At 51.2% G+C, this 18,506-nt stretch carries 13 protein-coding genes; 7 read left to right on the top strand and 6 right to left on the bottom strand.

Annotation, left to right across the window (positions count from 1 at the left end):
• Both M0P74_15260 and M0P74_15255 read left to right on the top strand, forming a co-directional pair.
• Positions 1-440, top strand: a 440-nt coding sequence (locus M0P74_15260; GenBank protein ID MCK9364945.1) for a cobalamin-dependent protein, incomplete at its 5' end; no start/stop codon positions are given.
• 32 nt (positions 441-472) lie between these two features.
• Positions 473-1,825, top strand: a complete 1,353-nt coding sequence (locus M0P74_15255; protein ID MCK9364944.1) for a uroporphyrinogen decarboxylase — start codon at positions 473-475, stop codon at positions 1,823-1,825.
• A 195-nt stretch (positions 1,826-2,020) separates the two neighbouring features.
• Here the strand turns inward: M0P74_15255 and M0P74_15250 are convergent, their stop codons facing one another.
• Positions 2,021-4,120 carry a molybdopterin-dependent oxidoreductase gene (locus M0P74_15250; protein ID MCK9364943.1) on the bottom strand — a complete coding sequence of 700 codons (2,100 nt, stop codon included), beginning with the start codon at positions 4,118-4,120 and terminating at the stop codon, positions 2,021-2,023.
• Positions 4,121-4,818: 698 nt separating this feature from the next.
• Here M0P74_15250 and M0P74_15245 point away from each other — a divergent pair.
• The 3 genes from M0P74_15245 to M0P74_15235 all read left to right on the top strand — a co-directional run bounded on the left by M0P74_15245 (position 4,819) and on the right by M0P74_15235 (position 9,810).
• Entirely contained in the window at positions 4,819-5,850 is a 1,032-nt protein-coding gene (locus M0P74_15245; GenBank protein ID MCK9364942.1) for a TAXI family TRAP transporter solute-binding subunit, read from the top strand.
• A gap of 260 nt (positions 5,851-6,110) precedes the next feature.
• Positions 6,111-8,015 (top strand): TRAP transporter fused permease subunit, encoded by a 1,905-nt coding sequence (locus tag M0P74_15240; GenBank protein MCK9364941.1) that lies wholly within the window; start codon positions 6,111-6,113, stop codon positions 8,013-8,015.
• 148 nt (positions 8,016-8,163) lie between these two features.
• Entirely contained in the window at positions 8,164-9,810 is a 1,647-nt protein-coding gene (locus tag M0P74_15235; GenBank protein ID MCK9364940.1) for an FAD-binding protein, read from the top strand.
• Between the two features lie 493 nt (positions 9,811-10,303).
• Here the strand turns inward: M0P74_15235 and M0P74_15230 are convergent, their stop codons facing one another.
• From M0P74_15230 to M0P74_15210, 5 genes are all read right to left on the bottom strand, one after another.
• Positions 10,304-11,641, bottom strand: a complete 1,338-nt coding sequence (locus tag M0P74_15230) for a uroporphyrinogen decarboxylase (protein ID MCK9364939.1) — start codon at positions 11,639-11,641, stop codon at positions 10,304-10,306.
• Between the two features lie 32 nt (positions 11,642-11,673).
• Positions 11,674-12,306, bottom strand: a complete 633-nt coding sequence (locus tag M0P74_15225) for a cobalamin-dependent protein (protein MCK9364938.1) — start codon at positions 12,304-12,306, stop codon at positions 11,674-11,676.
• A 133-nt stretch (positions 12,307-12,439) separates the two neighbouring features.
• Positions 12,440-13,747 (bottom strand): TRAP transporter large permease, encoded by a 1,308-nt coding sequence (locus tag M0P74_15220; GenBank protein ID MCK9364937.1) that lies wholly within the window; start codon positions 13,745-13,747, stop codon positions 12,440-12,442.
• Complete coding sequence (locus tag M0P74_15215; GenBank protein MCK9364936.1) at positions 13,740-14,222, bottom strand: TRAP transporter small permease subunit; 483 nt, start codon at positions 14,220-14,222, stop codon at positions 13,740-13,742. Before M0P74_15215 ends, M0P74_15220 begins: the two co-directional genes overlap by 8 nt.
• Before the next feature lie 192 nt (positions 14,223-14,414).
• Positions 14,415-15,476 carry a TRAP transporter substrate-binding protein gene (locus tag M0P74_15210; protein MCK9364935.1) on the bottom strand — a complete coding sequence of 354 codons (1,062 nt, stop codon included), beginning with the start codon at positions 15,474-15,476 and terminating at the stop codon, positions 14,415-14,417.
• 373 nt (positions 15,477-15,849) lie between these two features.
• On the opposite strand from M0P74_15210, the gene M0P74_15205 reads away from it, so the two are divergent.
• On the top strand, positions 15,850-16,560 hold the full coding sequence (locus M0P74_15205; GenBank protein MCK9364934.1) for a hypothetical protein: 711 nt from the start codon (positions 15,850-15,852) through the stop codon (positions 16,558-16,560).
• 96 nt (positions 16,561-16,656) lie between these two features.
• Positions 16,657-18,504: an ASKHA domain-containing protein gene (locus tag M0P74_15200; GenBank protein ID MCK9364933.1), complete on the top strand. Its 1,848-nt coding sequence runs from the start codon at positions 16,657-16,659 to the stop codon at positions 18,502-18,504.
• Positions 18,505-18,506 lie beyond the last annotated feature (2 nt).

Here is an 18,506-nt window from a genome sequence, read left to right as displayed (position 1 = left end):
TTCTCAAGGAGGTGACGGATCTGGTTAAGCCGAAGCTGAAAGGGGCATCCGAGGTGAAAAGGCTGGGGAAGGTTATCGTCGGCACGGTTGCCGGGGACATACATGACATCGGCAAGGACATCGTTGTTTTTATGCTCGACGTCAACGGCTTTGAGGTTTTGGATCTGGGCGTGGATGTGCCGGTGGAGAAGTTTATCGAAAAGATCAAAGAGAGCGGCGCAGCGATTGTTGCTTTAAGCGGCTTTCTGACGCTTTCCTATGACTCGATGAAGTCGACGATTGACGCCATCCAAGGAGCCGGCCTGCGCGACAAGGTGAAGATCATGATCGGCGGCGGCCAGATCAATGAAGATATAAGAAAATATACCAGCGCGGATGCCTATGGGAAGGATGCCATGGCCGGGGTGAAGCTTGCCAAGGAGTGGACAAGCGCCGCATAAGCGCTTTGAGATAACCTGTCAGGAGGGAAATTATGGAAAAGCAATGGAAGGATCTGTCGATAGATGAAAAGCAGGAGGCGCAGTTTCAGAAATTGCTGGCGCCGAAGGACCCTGAAGGGAGAGATGTTAAATTCCAAAGCCCTGAAGCTGAGAAGTTGTATAAAGAAAGATTGACCAGGATAAAGGATGCCATTCAGTTGAGAAAACAGCCCGACAGGGTGCCGGTATGTCCGCTCCCCGGCATGTTCCCTTTTTCTTATGCCGGGTTTACCATTCAGGAGGTAATGTATGACTATGACAAATGCGTTTCCGCCTTCAGAAAATTCATCCTGGACTTTCAGCCGGACATGCATATAGGACCTGCGGCGCCTGGCCCAGGGAAATTTTATGAGACGCTTGACTACAAACTGTACGCCTGGGCAGGCCACGGGGTTTCGCCTACAAGCAGCTACCAGGCCCATGAGGGTGAATATATGATGGCGGAGGAGTATGATCTTTTGATCACCGACCCCTCGTTTTTCTTCAGTAATGTTTACCTGCCGCGCGTATTCGGGGTACTGGAACCATGGCGAATGCTCCCGCTGCTTCCCGGCATAGTTGAGATGTATGGTGTTGCCTACAATTTTATACCTTTCGGCCTGCCTCCCGTTCAGGCCGCCTATAAGGCCCTCTTTGAGGCGGGGGCGGAGGCCTTGAAATGGGCGATGGCCATGGGTGGCGCCAATGGGGAGTTGACGTCATCAGGGTACCCGAATATCCTGGGTGGGTTCACGAAGGCGCCCTTCGACATAATCGGAGACACCCTCAGAGGCACCAGGGGGATAATGACGGATATGTACCGCCGGCCCGAGAAGGTTCTCGAAGCCATGGAAAAGATTACGCCCATTATGATCAATATGGGGGTTGGTGCGGCGCGGCATACAGGAAATCCGGTCATATTTATGCCGCTGCACAAGGGCGCAGATGGCTTCATGTCCGAGAAGCAGTTTGAAAAATTCTACTGGCCAACGCTGAAGCGGGTCATCCTGGGGTTAATCGAAGAAGGATGCATCCCAATGCTTGCTGCGGAAGGAGGCTATAACACCCGTCTGGAAATAATCAAGGACCTCCCCAAAGGGAAGACCTTATGGATGTTCGATGAGACCGATTTGGTCAAGGCAAAACCCATCATCGGCGACACTCTGTGCATCCTTGGCAATGTGCCTTCATCCCTGTTGGTCGTAGGCACACCCCAGGAAGTGAAGGATTATTGCCGGAATCTTATCGATAATGTCGGCAAGGGCGGCGGCTTTATCATGGGCAGCGGGGCATTTTTCGACGATGCCAAACCGGAGAACGTCAAGGCGATGATCGATTTCACAAAGGAATACGGCATATACAAATAAACGCAGTTCCGGAACTTGTCAATGTAAAGAAGACGCCTCCGGCAACAATTCCGCAGGGCGCCATCTTGCTGTTCGGCAGTTGCGTTTTGTTGATCCAGAAGGCTGGGGGCGCTCCGCGGGGGGCGAAAATTACCCCAGCCTTTTTGGATTAAAAAGTTACAGCGTCGGGTTAGCCTTTGAATACAATGGTGAGTTTTATTCCTCTGCCTTGTAAACCTTACAAAGCATTCCCCGCAAGTTGCTTGCCCCTGTTTCCAGGTTGAAGGGCGGCTGGTCGGCAGTCAGGATATTCACATTCGATTTTGCCCACCCATATAGAGCAGCCGGTCCATCTTCAGGAAACCACCAGGCATAGTCAACGTCCACTACGCGAGGGTCAATATCGGTTGATAAAATGGCCCTTTGTTTTATTCGTCCGCGTCTGGTTTCTATATATACCCAGTCTTTGTCGGCGATACCCAGTTTTTCGGCGGTTTGAGGGTGGATATTGACAATCGGCTCCGGATGGCTTCCCCGCAAACTGGATATCTGCCTGCCGCTGGAGTGGCGATAACAGCCTCGCTTCCCGGAAGTAAACAGTAACGGGTATTCTTTCGCAAGCTCCGGTTCGCTATAAGGGGTTTCTGGTGGTTCGTGATAGGTTGGCAAGGGGTCATGTCCCCATTCTTTAAGCTGGCTTGAGTATAGTTCAATCTTGCCGGAGGGAGTGGGAAACCCCTGGGTTCTGTAATGACGATACACTTTAGTGCCGACAAGCGCCCCTGTTTTTCGGAATTCATGAAAAGATAAGCCGCTGGCCGCCAAAATAGTGTCAAGACACTGTTCCTCATTTTCCCAGAAGTATTCTCCGAAGCCCATCCTTTTAGATAGATCGCGCAGTATTTCGTAGTCAGAACGGCACTCACCGATACGAGTAACCTTTTGCTGAATCAGGGCTACTGGTATGGAATAGGCTGGCGCCACAATGCCGTCATACTCCAGATAAGTAGCTGCAGGCAGTACGATATCGGCCAAAGCCGCAGTCGGCGTCATAAACATATCGGTAACGGCCAAAAACTCAAGATCAAGGAATGCCTGGCGGGTTTCCTGGGCATTGCTGTAGGTAATCAGCGGATTGCATCCCTGGACATAGACGGCGCGAATCGGGTAAGGGTCTCCCTGTCTGATGGCCTTGATTAAGTCCTGGGGCAAGGAGTAAGGGGCAATAGGGAGCAGCCTGTCCATTGGCGTAATCCGCCGCTTGCGCATCTCGGGCGGCACCTTTTCGGGAAGGGTAAGGCCTGGCGCCAAAGTGTCAACCGGGGGCGGCAGCCAGCGCAGATCTCCTCCTGGTATTTCCAGATTTCCGGTAATTGCCCTCAGGATGCAAAGAGCCCGCGCGGTCTGAAAGCTGTTCACGCCGTGGTCAATGGCATTGCCCCACTGCAGGCAGGCGGGTTTGTTGAGGCCGTAGAATTTGGCTGCCTGCGTAATCATCTCAGCCGATACCCAGGTAAGGTCGGCAACCCTTTCCGGCGTATAATCCCGAACATGGGCTCTTAGCTCGTCAAAACCCACCGTCCATTCCTTGACGAAGGCCTTATCATACCAATCATGATTGATTATTACGTTTATCATCCCTAAAGCAAGGGCCAGATCCGAACCGGGCCGGGGCTTCAACCAGATATCGGCGCTGCCGGCGCCCCCGATATCCCTGGGGTTTATAACCATCAGTTTGGAACCGCGTTTTACGGCCTTCGCCAAACGCTGTTCAACGTGGTGCAAGTTTTCCGGCAGATTCTTACCCCAAACCGTGATACTGCCCGGTGGGTAGTCGAAGTCAGGAATTGCATAGAAACCGTAGGTAATCTTTGAGGCATTGACCCGGGGAACAAAGCAAACATGTCCCTGTCCGATGTTATTTGGAGAACCAAAGAGATTTGAAAATCGCTGGAGATACCTCCCTTGAAACCCGCCTTTGAAACTTCCGGCGACGAAAGCTACTGACTCAACACCGTTCTTATTTTTAATCTTTGCCAAGCCCTCTGCCACCGTGTCCAGCGCTTCGCTCCAGCTTATCGTCGCCCACTTGCCATCGCCCCGCTTGCCCAGCCGCTTCAAAGGATGCTTTAATCTGTCCGGATGGTAAAGATATTCCAGAGACGCCAGCCCCTTGGAACACAGCATTCCATGATTCAGCGGGCTTTCCGGGTCGCCTGCTATTTTGGCAACGTGATCATTATCGTCAACATGGACAAAGATGCCGCAGCCGATCTGGCAAAGGCCGCAAGTGCTTTTTATCACCTTCTCAATCATTGTTTTCACCCTTTCGTTCTATTTAGACACTTGAAAATAGGGATAAATTCAGTATAAACTATAACATTATTTCCCCCAAGGATTTAAGCGGGGATTAATTAAAAATTCAAACCTTGTCAAGCATAATCTCTTAAACCCTTTTCCGCATTGGATAGACCGCACTGTTATAATATTCCGGCCTTTGTTTCCTGGCATTCAATGTCTTAGAGAGGCTAAACTAAAAAATGCCTTGACTTTTTCAGGGCGGGATGTTTAATAATAAACCATAATTCCTCTCTCACAGTATATAAAAAAGTATTACCGTTATGACATGCATCCTCACGGGGGTGGGCTGTATTTTCCCGGATAGACAAATACAGGTAGATGCAGATTCAGCACATTAAGAAATATGGCGCATTGGCGAATAAAGAGAAATTATGCTTGTCCAAGCCGCCACCTATCGGGGGGTGCCGGCTTTTGATAGTGCGTGATTACCGAAAAGCGGCGCCACAGTGTATGCGTATCAAAGCAACATCTTGTACTTATTGATAAAGTGACAAATGGCAGTTTGAAGACAGCTTTAATCTATGAGGAAATGTGTCGCTGGCCACGCGGCGTGGGAGCGTCGTCCCCTAAGGTCTTGACCGGCAGTTGAAGAATAATCAATGGAGGGACTCAATAGTCTCGTAACTTTTCACGGAAAATAAAAGGGGGTTATTATGAAGAAGCTATATTGTATTAAGGTGTTATCAGTTGCTATCATTCTGTCTTTTTCTCTCTTCGTCATGTCGGCGGGCGCTCAGGATAAGCTTCCTAGGCAAGTCAGTATCGGGACCCACTCCATTGGCGCCTTTCTCCACACTATCGGGGTTGCCGCAGCAAAGACAATTAGTGACCATACCTCAATGAAGGCGATTGTCAAGCCCATGGTAGGTCCTGTTGCCTGGTTCCCGTATATGGAAAGAGGCGATATAGATTTCGGCGTCCTCAATATGTGGGATGCGGAAAAGGGTTATCTGGGTGAATCGTCTTACGGAAAGCTTTCCAACAACAAGGGATTCTCAGTACGTCTCCTCTGCTCCACCGTACCGAATACGATTGGCGTAGTGGTGGCAAAAGATTCCCCTATAAAGACCATGTCCGATTTAAAGGGCAAGAGATTTTCAGGCAATTTCCCGATCCCCTCTGTTCAGCTCCAAAATGAAGCGCTTCTGGCAAGCGTTGATCTGACCTGGAAAGACATTGTGCCGGTCGCTGCTCATAATCCTTCGGACGGCGTGTCCAAGATTACCGACGGGCGCTCGGATGCTGCCTCCGTGACCCTCGGCACCCCTACAATCGATGAGCTTAACGCCAAAAAAGGCGCCCGTTTTCTTACACTTAACAATTCGAAGGAAGCGGTAGCAAAGATCAGGAAATTCTTTCCCGGCTACATGGTAAAAGTACAGCCCGGCCCCGGAAAGACAGGCATTGAAAAAGAATCGTACCTCTGGAGTTATGACATTTATCTCGTTGCCGGCGAAAAGCTGTCCGAGGAAGCGGCTTATGCAAGTACAAAGGCCCTTTGGGAAAATTCCAAAGAGTTCGTGTCTGTTCACAAGCTTCTCAAAAACTGGGTGACGGAAAATTTTGTATCTAAGGAAGCCACGATTCCGTACCATCCAGGGGCAATTAAGTTTTATAAGGAAAAAGGCGTCTGGACTGCCGACATGGATAAGCTGCAGAGCGAACTTCTGGCAAAAAAGAAATAGGACTGTAATCTCGATGTCCTCGTTAAAGGTCACGCGGCGATTTTGATTTGATAGAAGGATTTTTTCGTCGCCGGTGTGAGATTTTAAGTCATCTCTTATTGTTCTGGCCCCCGGCTTCCGCCGGGGGTGTCCAGGCTTCGCTTAATGTCCATAAAGCGAAGCCTAATCTTCATACTAAGGGGCGGTTTTCAAGGTTTTCGGCATGCGAATACCGGCAGCTAGCCCTGCAGATTTCAAAAAAGTAAGGAGAAGAGGTTAACATGGAAGAGAAGAGCGGAAACAGCTTTCGGCAATTGACAGGCATAACGAAAATCTTTGCTGACATTATCCTGACGTTGATGCCGATAATAGGGATAACAGGCGTATTGGATCTGCCTTCCTATTTCCATATCACCATTCATTCGTCGCAATACGTCGCCCTCATATTCGGATTAGTGCTCGCCTCCGCTTTCCTCATTGCCCCGGCTGGGAAGGCGCAAGTCGTTGATAACAGATTGCCGTGGTACGATCTTGTCTTCGCAATAATCTCCGTGGCGGCAGGACTCTACGTGGCAATAAATTATCAGGCCATCATGGTCGATGTGGGTATTGTAATGACTCACAGAATTGTCCTCGGCGTCTGCACGGTGCTTCTCACGATAGAGGCATCAAGAAGAATCGTGGGGCTGCCGTTTATTCTTATTATTATTTTTTTCCTGTTCTACGCCCTCTTTTCTTCCTATTTCCCGGGCGATATGGCGACAAAGAGCATCAGCTATGGCAATCTTGCCGTTTATCTCTACCTGGACCCTCAGGGGATTATCGGCCTTCCCATGGAGATCAGCGCCTCTCTGGTCCTTGTTTATCTGTTATTTGGACAGGCTATCAACAGCGTCGGCGTCAACCGGCTTTTCAATGATCTTGCCTTTGCCCTTTTGGGAAAATACCGGGGCGGGCCGGCAAAAGTCGCTGTCCTGTCATCTGCCCTCTTCGGCATGATCTCCGGCAGTGCTGTCGCCAATGTGGCCACTACCGGGGTATTCACCATTCCCCTTATGAAAAAAACTGGCTACAAGGCGTACTTTGCCGGCGCAGTTGAGGCTGTCGCCAGCACGGGCGGCCAGATCATGCCCCCCATTATGGGAGCTTCCGCTTTCATCATGGCGACATTCATCGGCGAACCGTATGCAGCCATTGCCCTGGCAGCGGTGATCCCCGCAATTTTATACTACTTATCCGTATTCATCCAGATAGACCTGAGGGCCGGAAAAGATAAACTCGTCGGTTTTCCCGAGAGTGAGCTTCCCAAATTGAGACAGGTTCTTAAAGATAACTGGCCCTTTACAATTCCCTTTCTGGTGCTCGTTTACACGCTTTTCGTCATGTGGATGGAGGCTGAGACTGCCGGGATTTTAAGCGCCTTCGTAACGGTGATCCTCGGATTTGTATTGTCAAAGCGCACCGGCTTTACGTTGGGGAAGATTGTCACAATATTCAGGGATTCGGGGCGGGCCCTGCTCGAGGTTGGAGTGGCGGCGGCCGGCGCGGGCATTATTATCGGCGTTCTCAGTATAACCGGACTTGCCTACACCTTCTCTTCCGTACTTGTCCATCTGGCGGGGGGGAACATGTTCCTGCTCTTCCTCCTTGCGGCCGTCGGGGCCACCATTCTGGGAATGGGAATGACCGTGGTTGCCTCCTATCTGCTGATGGTCGTCCTTGTTGCCCCGGCCCTGACCGCAATGGGGGTGCCTCCGCTGCTGGCCCATTTTTTCGTTTTCTATTACGGGGTTCTTTCTTTTCTTACGCCTCCGGTATGCCTTGCCGCCTACGCTGCCGCTTCAATAGCCGGAGCCAACATGATGCAGACAGCCGTTCAATCCATGAAGCTGGGGATAGCTGCATATCTTGTCCCGTTTTTCTTTATATATAGACCGGGCCTTCTTCTGATGGGAAAACCGGCGGATATAATACAAGCCTGTATAGTCGCAACCATCGGGGTATGTTTCTTTTCCATAGGACTCGAGGGCTTTTTGTTCCGAAATCTTCAGCCGTGGAAAAGGGCTTTCATCATCACGGGAGGCCTTTTTCTGTTTTCTCCCGGGCTTATAACGGATGCTATTGGCTTGTGCCTGGGGTTCCCGATTATTTTCTTCGAATGGCGCTCCCGAAAAGCTATTAATTAAGAAAAAAGCTCAACTTTGATCGGCATGATGAAACAGACTGTCATATTTCAATATATTTCAGAATGTTGCGGTAAAAGCCCCAGTAAGCTTGCTGACCGCAGCGGATAGATATATTAAAAGCAGTATCTTGGCAAAAGGAGTAACATTCATGGAACAGCAGACAATCAAAGCAGATGTATTGTGCATAGGCGCCGGAATAGCGGGGCTCATGGCCGGAATTCGGGCCAGCGAGCTCGGAGCCAAGGTAATTATCATCGACAAGGCCGGCAATCCCATCCGGAGCGGCTGTTCTGGTATGGGGAATGATCACTTTCAGTGCTATATTCCGGAGGTTCACGGTCCGGACATCGAAGCGCATATAAACGAGTTTCAACACTCTCAGCAAGGTTCACTGCGAAACAGGGATTTTATCCGCACCTGGCTGGAAACTTCCTTTGAGATAGTAAAGCTCTGGGACAACTGGGGCATCCCCATGAAGTACCAGGGTAAGTGGGAATTTGCCGGACACGCTTTACCGGACGGGCTGCTGACACATCTGCACTATGCCGGTCTGGATCAGAAGAAAATCCTCGTAGAGCAGGCGAGGCAGCGAGGCGCGACAATAATGGGAGGCCTCACTGGTTATGAGTTACTGCACAATAACGGGATAATCAGTGGCGCCTTAGCCATTGATAAAGCAGACCCCAGGGCGATAGTGTTCGAAGCGCCGGCAGTAATCCTAGGGACCGGCGGCGCCTCAAGGATATGGCCATCATCCACCCCCGCCTATATGTTCAATACGCGCCGTTCACCCATCAATGTGGGCGACGGGCGGGCAATGGCGTATCGGGCAGGCGCCGACCTTGCCAGTCTTGAACTGGAAATGTACCGCTGTGGCCCCAAATATCTGGCAAGAGCAGGAAAAGCAACATGGGTAGGCGTATGCCGCGACGGAGACGGCAAGGCGGTAGGACCCTTTGTTTCCAGGCCGGACACGAAGTATGGAGATCCAATCGTGGATGTGTATCAGGGTATATTTGCCGATTATGCCAGACAGGGCAAGGGCCCTATTTACATGGACTGCAAAGGACTGACAGATGATGAATATGCGTATATGGTTCACTGGATGAAAAATGAGGGTTTCCGGGCCATATTAGACGAAATGGACAAGGAAGGATTGGATTTTAGAAACAACGTCTTTGAGTTCGGAACCTATGAACTTACACCCAGAGGCGGGGTTTTATACAATCAGAAGGGTGAAACCTCCTTGAGGGGGCTCTATGCTGCCGGGGATGAATTTACCGGAGGAATATCCGGGGCGGCGGTATTCGGCTGGATTGCCGGGGAGAGCGCGAGCAAATATTCCAGCAATGCAAAACTGCAGGGATTGGAAGGTGTGAAGGAGTATGTCTCAGAAAGGATTGGTTTTCTTGAGGAAATTCTCACAAGGAAGACAGGTCCCGACTGGCAGGAGAGCAACATTGCCCTGCAGCAACTGATGGAAGACTATTGCGGCAGTCTCCGTTCGGAAAAATCCTTGACGGCAGGCCTGATGTATCTGACGAGATTAAAGGATAAGGTGCACAAGACACTCGTCGCGCGAAACCAGCATGAGCTGATGCGTTGTATTGAGGTGCTCAATATCATAGACTTGGGCGAGCTGATAATGACAGCGGCTCTGGAGAGAAGGGAGTCAAGAGAGGCGCACCGCCGTGCCGATTACCCATATGCTAACAGAATGCTGGAAAAACTGCTGGTAGTGAATAAAAAAGCAGGAAAACCAGTTGCCAGCTGGAGAGTGATAGGACAGAGTTAAGATAAAGACCAGCGAGCTGATTGGAGGAACAAATGTCAGTTGTGATAGAGGAGACCAAGTGTGTTAGCTGTGGAGTATGTGTGAAGGTATGCCCTTCGGACGTATTGGTAATGGAAGATAAGAAAGCGCCGCCCGTGGTGAAATACCCTTATGAGTGTTGGCACTGTGGCGCATGTGTGGAGGAATGTCCGGTTCAGGGCGCCATCCAACTGCGCATACCCCTTCCGCAAATGCTCCTTTACAAATAGCAGGGATAAAACAGATACTTGTCAGAGGGACTCTGTAATTTCCCCTACAGCCGCTTGTTGGCTAAAAAATCGATGAAACAAAACTCGCAAGGAAAAGGTCAAAGACCACTGACGGGAGCCCTTCCGCGATCTACAAGAAAAGCGAAGGACTTCCATCCCTCGCCTTTCCTGCATGGCCTCTTTCTCTTCGTCTTTTTCAGCCGTTCCTATTCATTAAGCAAAGCATGCTTTATCCGGATGTACCTTTATTTGTATATGCCGTACTCCTTCGTGAAGTCAACCATCGCTTTTACGTTCTCAGGCTTTGCCTCATCGAGCGCTACCCCGGTTGACATGATGTAGCCTCCGTTTTTACCCACTGTGTCAATCAACCCTTTCGCAAGGTCTTTTACTTCCTGAGGGGTAGCTACATTTAATGCGACAACCGGCATATTTCCGGCAATACATTCCGTATCGCCGAGTATTTCCGCTGCTTTGGCCATATCCGTCAAGTCGAAACACCAGATAACTTTGCCCTTGGGGACATCTTTGATAACCTCCAGCCGGGTGTTGAAGCTCCCCTCAACGTATGAAAACGGCACGCAGCCCTCTTCGATCAAGCCCATCAATAACTTTCGGAAGGTGGGCCAGTAGAATTTTTTGAACTGCGCATCGGACATGAATCCATCAGCGCCCTTGTGCAAGGGGATGAATACTATAGGATTACCGCTCAATTTTGACACGGATGTACCCATGTTAATCGCAATCGGGGTTAACGCCTCGAGCGCTTCGAGCAGTTTGGCCGGCTGACGGTAAACGTCCATGATGGCGCCCTTGGTTCCCCGGAGGGTATCGGCGATGATGTCATAAGGAGTTTTGGTAAAGCCGCCGAAGAAACAGGGGAATCCCAAGGAAGCCATTTCTCTGTCGAATTCATGCATGCGGTTAAACCATTTCAGCGCCTCGCGTCCCGCTTCCATAAGTTTCTCAAGGGAAGCCTGCACCTCCGGCAAACCGTAATGCGCTATATTGGGACCGGTGAACGGCAGTTCTATGATGCCAGTAAGCGGCGGCAGAAGCTTAAAGCCGTCCAGCGCCCCCATGATGCGGGGAAGGTATGTATTGGTGAAGAATGCAGCGGGATCGGCGATCAATTTGTCATATTCATCGGGATTCACATATTCCCGCTCAACAGCCTGATATGTATAACGGGGATCAACCCCGTGCCCGGGCCAGTTGTATAACTTATAGTCCAGAATCTCGAACATTCTTCCGGGACCGGGCAGGCCGGCCCCGCCATGAGCATCCGGGGCGAAGTCGAGCACATATTTTTTATACGCTGCATAGAGTTTGTCGTAGTCATACATCGCCTCTTGCGGGGTAATGCCGGAATAAAGTGCCGGGAAAAAGTTGGTATTGGGAAAAACCGGAACCCTGTCCGGTTTTTTCCTTAACTGGATAGCATCTTTAAAGCGCGTCACCCTTTCCTTGTAGAGCTTCTCGGCTTCAGGATTTACAAACTTCACGCCCTTAGGCGAAAGCCAGGAGTCAAACATCGCCTCCTGTTTTTCATCCGCGGACAGATCCTTCCATTGCTTTTCCATAATTTCCCTCCTGACAGGTTATCTCAAAGCGCTTATGCGGCGCTCGTCCACTCCTTGGCAAACTTCACCCCGGCCATGGCATCCTTCCCATAGGCATCCGCGCTGGTATATTTTCTTATATCTTCATTAATCTGGCCGCCGCCGATCATGATCTTCACCTTGTCGCGCAGGCCGGCTCCTTGGATGGCGTCAATCGTCGCCTTCATCGAGTCATAGGAAAGCGTCAGAAAACCGCTTAAAGCAACAATCGCTGCACCGCTCTCTTTGATCTTTTCGATAAACTTCTCCGCCGGCACATCCACGCCCAGATCCAAAACCTCAAAGCCGTTGACATCGAGCATAAAGACAACGATGTCCTTGCCGATGTCATGTATGTCCCCGGCAACCGTGCCGACGATAACCTTCCCCAGCCTTTTCACCTCGGATGCCCCTTTCAGCTTCGGCTTAACCAGATCCGTCACCTCCTTGAGAATCTCTCCGGAGTAAACCAGATCAGGGATGAAATATTCACCGTCAGCAAAACGCCTGCCGACAATCTCCATCGCACTGCGGGCGTCATCCAGAATTTTAGCGGGGTCTTCATTGGCGTTAAGACGTTCTTCTACAATCTTTAACACCTCGTCTTCCTTGAATTCCGCCATCAAACTGATCAAATCTCCTGCCATCGCAATTCTCCTTCCGTTAGCAAATTATGGTTATTTACCTGAATAATGTTTGATTATAATATTGTCGCAGCCTCCTGCGTCAGGAAAGAATCAAGACTCGGTGCGGCTGTGCTTTTAAACCGCTTATATCAATTTATCCAACATTGAAGAACACCGAGGGCAGCCAGAGCACAAGTTGGGGGAAGGCATAGAGGAGGCCCCAGACGGCAAAAAGGGAAATGAGAAACGGCGCCACCCCTTTGTAAATGGTGCCGATGGGCGTCTTGGTGATATTTTTTACTACGAATACGCAGATGGCTACCGGCGGAATGACTACGCCGATCATCAGAACAACCCCGAGCACTATGCCGAACCACAGGGGGTTGAAGCCAAGCTTCAGCACCACGGGGTAAAAGATCGGAGTGGCGAGGATCATGAAGGCAAGATCATCGATAAAGGAGCCGCCTATCAAGTAGGCGATAAAAATCATGGTTAGAATAATGTAGCGGTCGAGAGGCAGGCTGACCAGCCACTCTGCCAGGTGCTGGGGGATAGTCGTCACCGTGATGAAATGGCCGAAAACGGTGGAGCCAGCGATGAGCATCAGCAGCATGCCGGCGGTGCGCAGCGCTTCCTTGAGGGATGTGATGTACTTCTTGAAGGACATATCCCTCTGGGCTATCGCAAGCAGGAGAACGGCAAATGTTCCTACCGCACCGGCCTCCGAGGGGGTGAAATAGCCCTGCATGATTCCCCCGACGACAACCAGAAAGACGAGCAGCACCCAGCCGATTTCGGGCAGGGATTTAATCCTTGTGGGCCACGAGGATCTTTCGGATCTGGGAGCCACTTGCGGGTTGATTTTTGCCCATCCGTAAATGATGCCGATAAAAAGGGCTGCGATGATAAGGCCGGGGACCATGCCGGCGAGGAAGAGCTGTCCTATGGACTGCTCCGTTATTATTCCCAGCAGTATCAGGGTGACGCTCGGCGGGATGATGACCCCGAGGGTTCCTACCGTTGCCACAATGCCTGTCGATAACCGGATGTCATATTTATAACGGTTCATTTCGGGAACGGCAAAGCTGGCAAAAGTGGCGGAAGTGGCGGCCGAGGAGCCGCAGATCGCTTTGAAGCCTGTGGCGCCAACAACCGTAGCCATGGCGAGGCCGCCGGGAATGTGGCCGATGAATTTGTTAGCCGAATCGTAAAGCCTGACCGCGATGCCCGCATTGAAACCTATCTGTCCCATCAGGATAAAGAGGGGAAAAACGGTGTAGCCGTAGTTTGTGAAAACGTCGTATATGTCTCTGCCGAGGAGGTTCATGGCCCCATGCATGCCGTTGAGGATCGCGAAACCGGCGAAGCCCACCAGAGCCATGGAAAAGCCCAATTCAAACCCGGTCGCAAAGAAGAGCAGCAACGTGACGAGGCCAAGAAAGCCAATAGTGACTTCATTCATGTTGTCCTCCCCAGATCGTGGTTATTTGTATTATAAAGACGAGGCACTGCAGGAAGCAGCAGACGGCCAGGGCGTAGGCGACGGGGAAGAAGGGGAGCCTCAGTGTCGGAGATACTTCCCCGGATGAGTGAAACTCGGCGCCTACAGACAAAAGATTGTACCCGATGAACAAAAAAAGGCCGATGCCGATTATGCGGGTGATTGTTTTCAGAATATTCTGACCTTGGGGAGAAAGCAGGTCCAAGCCGAACTCCATATAAACATGAGCGCCGTCGAGGGAAACCTGGGGAAGAGAAAGGCCAATCACAATCGCCAGAGTCAGCCCGACGACCTCGTAAACCCCGATAATAGGCTGACTGCCGGCTCTCAGGGCCACATCAACCACGGTGAGAAACATCATAAAGGTGAGAGCCGCCGCAGCGATAAGGTTCAGTATATCGCTGATGCGCCTTACCCAGGTTTCCAGGGTTTTCATAATCCCTCCCTTCAGGCGCTCTGCCGCACTTTTCGCGGAGCGCCTGAATCAGTGTAAATATCCATAGTTGCCTATACTTATTATGCCGCCATTACAAGAAAGCGCAAGGCATACGCAACAAAGGCGGTGAAGAGTCTTTGTTCTTCACACGCCTCCGCTGGTCATGCCCTGCACCTTTCCGCAATTTTTCTGTTAGAGAAAAGGCGTTGCAATACCCTTCTTCTTCTCCTGCTTCGTCCAGTAGTCGATACGTTCTGCGATGAACTTCATCCAACTGTCGGTTTCAGCCGCACTGTGTCCCTGCTTTTGCATGGCTTTCTTATAATCGGAGATGACCGGCTCGACCGCCTTTTTCCATTTGGCCGCCTCGGCATCGCTGAGGGGCAGAATCTGGCCGCCCATGTTCTTTACGAAGTAGTCCCGGGAGTCAACATCCGTATCGTTCCACAGAACTGCCTGCAGGTCGGAGATCTCCGCCGCTACCTCGGTAAAAACCTTCTGAGCTTCCGGGGGCAGGCTTTTCCACTTGTTCTGGTCCATGACAAAATAGAAGACATACCCCGTACCGAGCTGCCAGTTGGCGGTGACGTACTTCTCCACTTCGGCAAACTTCCATTGTCTCAAAACGCTCAAATCGACCATGACGCCATCGAGGACCTTCCTTCGGAGCGACTCGTAAACGTCCGGCATGGCCAGAGGAACAGGCGATGCGCCCAAGGCCTTCAAAACGTCTGCCAGCGTTCCGGTGCCCCGAATCTTCATGCCCTTCAAGTCCTCGAGGGTTCTGACGGGTTTGCTGACGCTATGGATGATGCAGGGGCCGCTCATGGTAAGATAAAGCACATGAACCTTTTCCCACTCCTTAGGCTTGAACTTATTGTAGAAGTCGCTTGATACCATGGATGCCACCCATCCGCTCGGATAGCCCAAGGGCATCTGGAGAGCTTCCGTTACGGGAAAGCGGCCTGTGTTGTATGCGATATGGGACAAACCCATGTCCGCGATGCCCTGCGTTATCCCGTTGTACATCTTGTCGGGAGACAGCAGCGTTCCGCCCGGGAAGTACGTGATCTCCACCTTGCCGGCCAGACGTTTATTCACTTCATCGCAGAACTTCTGCCCGAGGAGCGACATCTTATGAGACTGCGGAAGATAATTGGCTGACTTCAGTTTTATTACGTCAGCCCCAGCAGGCGTATAAGCCCCAAAAACAAAGACAAATGCGAAAAGTAACAGCAAAGCCCCTTTTTTCATTTCATACCCCCTTTAAAGTTATGTTGTTTGATGTCTTGTAACGTATCCGTTGTTGGCCAATCAAACTATCAGCCCGGAACTTCCTGATGACGAAACGCTATATATATATCACGAAAAGCCGATATTGCAAAATATACGCTGTAAGGAACAAGGTAGAAAAGTATTGTCGTGAAGTGGCCGCCTATCACGCAGGTCTGATTTTGTCAATCACAAGTTCAGGCGTGTCCGAAAAAGTCGTTGACATGCATTAAACGATGGGATAATCATTCTGCCAAATGAAATTCCTCAAGGTAAAGCGCGAGAATGTCAAGGCCATGTTTCAATTCACTTGGGAAGATGGCGTCTGTTAATAATCAATCAGCTGAGATAAGATATGCCGGTAATCCGTGATATACCCTTGAATCTGAATATGCAGGAGGTTCTGCGGCGGCAGGGACTTGGAGAAAGAATCAATGTCCAGCCCAGGATAAAGGAGCTGACGCAGGAGTTATTGACCGGCGTAGAGAGCTGGGGGCTTCTGGCGCCGGCTGCCGCCTATGAAAAATACCCTGTAACCGGAATGAACGGTAACCGGATATCTTTGGAGGGAGACAAAGCCATCCACGGCCCGGCTCTTCCGGCCTTTTTCCCTGGCGCCAAAGAGCTGGCTGTGCTGATCGTCACCATTGGCCCAAACTTGGAAAAACGGGTTAGCGACTATACTAAAAGTAAAGAAACGCTGCGCAGCCTGCTTTTGGACGGTATCGGCAGCGCCGCCGTCGATACGCTGATTCCGGAAGCCCTGAAATTTATCGCCGCCGAGGTTGCCGCTCGCGGTTACGAGCTAAGCAGTCCGGTCAACCCGGGCATGCCGGGCTTTCCCTTGACCGAGCAGGGGAATTTGCTGGAACTGTCTGCAGCATCGCGAATCGGCGTCAGCCTTGCCCCTTCAGGGGTAATGATCCCGCGAAAGTCGGTTTCCATGGTTATTGGCATCGGGAGCGAGATGATTAGATGGACGCAGGCAGAAGTATGCGCCCGGTGCAACCTGCGGGAAACCTGCCATTACAAGACGGCAGGGCAAAAGAAAGGCGAATCGCAGTAAATTGGCTTGGGCAGGCTGGTTTGCGAGGCGGAAAAAGACCGTAAAAACAGGGGATAAGTTTTCTCAGCCGAGAAATGAGCGGTTTATCGGAATATAATGGCAGAACATATAATTATCTATGAGCCGGTAGGACGCAGAGGCAATTGTCAGGAGCAGGAATCTCTTTTGGCCTGTGCCCGCCGTTTAGGGATCGGAATAAACAGCATCTGCGGAGGCGCGGGGGTATGTTCTACCTGTAAAATAAGAATTCTGGACGGAATTGTCTCAAAGCCGACCGCAAACGAGGTGGAAGCCTTTACAACTGAAGGACTGCAGGCGGGCTGGCGTCTTGCCTGCCAGACCTATCCTCAAAGTAACTGCAAACTGTACATTCCAGTTGAATCAATGACATCGCCCCAGCGAACGCAGTTGGAAGGGATAGAATTAAAGGTTCCTTTGGCGCCGCCCGTTAAGGCGTACCGTCTGTCGCTTACGGAACCCTCCCTTGCCGATTTGCGTGCCGATGCCGGGCGCCTGCTGGAAGAAATTAACCGGCAGGCTCAACCAACCTGCGACATTTTGGACATTGATGTTCTGCGCGCATTATCACCGCAGCTCAGGGCCGATAGCTGGGACTGTCAGGCTATTGTCCGCGAAAATGAAGTGATCGCGGTGGGGTCAGCGTCGGATCGTCGGCTGGGGTTAGCCGTAGATTTGGGCAGCACCAAAATAGCCGCTTATCTAGTGGATTTAAGCGATGGCAAAACTGTAACCGCCAAGGGCGCCATGAATCCCCAGATCAGCTATGGGGAAGATATTGTCAGCCGCATCACCAGCGCGATAAAAAATCCTGAAGACTTGCTGAAAATGCGGGATCTGGCTGTGGAGGCAATCAACCGCCTAACTGCCAAGATGTGCCGGGAAGCCGGGATTAATATAAACGAGGTTGTAGAGGCTGTAGTAGTAGGCAACACTGCAATGCACCACATTTTTCTGGGGCTGGCGGTGAAACAACTGGCCTTGCCTCCCTTTATTTCTGCTGTTAATCAGCCCCTGGATCTCAAGGCGCGGGACGTCGGCATAAAAATAGCGGCCGGCGCCTATGTGCACCTGCTGCCGAATATTGCCGGTTTTGTAGGCGCCGACCATGTGGCGATGCTGCTGGCGACGGACGTCTGGCAGGCAAAAGGCTTTGTCCTGGCGCTGGATATTGGCACCAATACGGAGGTTTCTTTGGTATGCAATGGAAGGATAGCAAGCGCATCATGCGCTTCCGGCCCCGCCTTTGAAGGCGGACACATCAAGGACGGCATGAGAGCCGCTCGGGGAGTGATCGAGCGAATGCAGATCGTCGGCGATACGGTTCATTATCAGACCATAGAGGGAGCGCCGCCGGTTGGCATCTGCGGCTCCGGAATCATGGACGCGCTGGCGCAGTTATTCAAGGCTGGAATCATTGATAAAGGCGGCCGGATGACGGCCGATCACCCCCGGGTCATAATAAATGGAAAACAACGGGAATTTGTACTGGTCAGTAAAGAAGAGCGGGGAGGCAGTCCGGCCATTACTATAACTCAAAATGATATCAGAGAGTTACAGTTGGCAAAGGCGGCCATCAGGGCCGGCATCCAGATGCTTCTGGAGAACCAGGGTAAAAGGGAGGACGAGATTGACCGAGTCATTATTGCCGGGGCCTTCGGCAGTTATATTGATGTTGCCAGCGCGATTACCGCCGGCATGCTGCCTGCGCTGCCGTTGGAACGTTTTGAGCAGGTGGGGAATGCCGCTGGTTTGGGGGCCAAGTTGGCCCTGATTTCTGTTACGAAGCGTGCGGAAGCAAAAGGGATTGCCGGCATGATCAATTATATTGAACTTGCCAGCGCCCCGCACTTTAATCAGACGTTTATTCAGGCCAACTATTTGGGTAAATACAGAATTGCAAATGGTAAAAAGGAGGATTTATAAAG

Source organism: Syntrophales bacterium (assembly GCA_023229765.1).
Taxonomy (GTDB): Bacteria; Desulfobacterota; Syntrophia; order Syntrophales; family UBA5619; genus DYTH01.
Note: the sequence above shows the minus strand (reverse complement) of the source record. Positions and strands in the feature narration are given on the sequence as shown.

Excerpts from the sequence above, each read along its gene's own strand:
- M0P74_15255 (MCK9364944.1), top strand. The coding sequence starts at position 473 with ATGGAAAAGCAATGGAAGGATCTGTCGATAGATGAAAAGCAGGAGGCG.
- M0P74_15250 (MCK9364943.1), bottom strand. The coding sequence starts at position 4,120 with ATGATTGAGAAGGTGATAAAAAGCACTTGCGGCCTTTGCCAGATCGGC.
- M0P74_15245 (MCK9364942.1), top strand. The coding sequence starts at position 4,819 with ATGAAGAAGCTATATTGTATTAAGGTGTTATCAGTTGCTATCATTCTG.
- M0P74_15240 (MCK9364941.1), top strand. The coding sequence starts at position 6,111 with ATGGAAGAGAAGAGCGGAAACAGCTTTCGGCAATTGACAGGCATAACG.
- M0P74_15235 (MCK9364940.1), top strand. The coding sequence starts at position 8,164 with ATGGAACAGCAGACAATCAAAGCAGATGTATTGTGCATAGGCGCCGGA.
- M0P74_15230 (MCK9364939.1), bottom strand. The coding sequence starts at position 11,641 with ATGGAAAAGCAATGGAAGGATCTGTCCGCGGATGAAAAACAGGAGGCG.
- M0P74_15225 (MCK9364938.1), bottom strand. The coding sequence starts at position 12,306 with ATGGCAGGAGATTTGATCAGTTTGATGGCGGAATTCAAGGAAGACGAG.
- M0P74_15220 (MCK9364937.1), bottom strand. The coding sequence starts at position 13,747 with ATGAATGAAGTCACTATTGGCTTTCTTGGCCTCGTCACGTTGCTGCTC.
- M0P74_15215 (MCK9364936.1), bottom strand. The coding sequence starts at position 14,222 with ATGAAAACCCTGGAAACCTGGGTAAGGCGCATCAGCGATATACTGAAC.
- M0P74_15210 (MCK9364935.1), bottom strand. The coding sequence starts at position 15,476 with ATGAAAAAAGGGGCTTTGCTGTTACTTTTCGCATTTGTCTTTGTTTTT.
- M0P74_15205 (MCK9364934.1), top strand. The coding sequence starts at position 15,850 with ATGCCGGTAATCCGTGATATACCCTTGAATCTGAATATGCAGGAGGTT.
- M0P74_15200 (MCK9364933.1), top strand. The coding sequence starts at position 16,657 with ATGGCAGAACATATAATTATCTATGAGCCGGTAGGACGCAGAGGCAAT.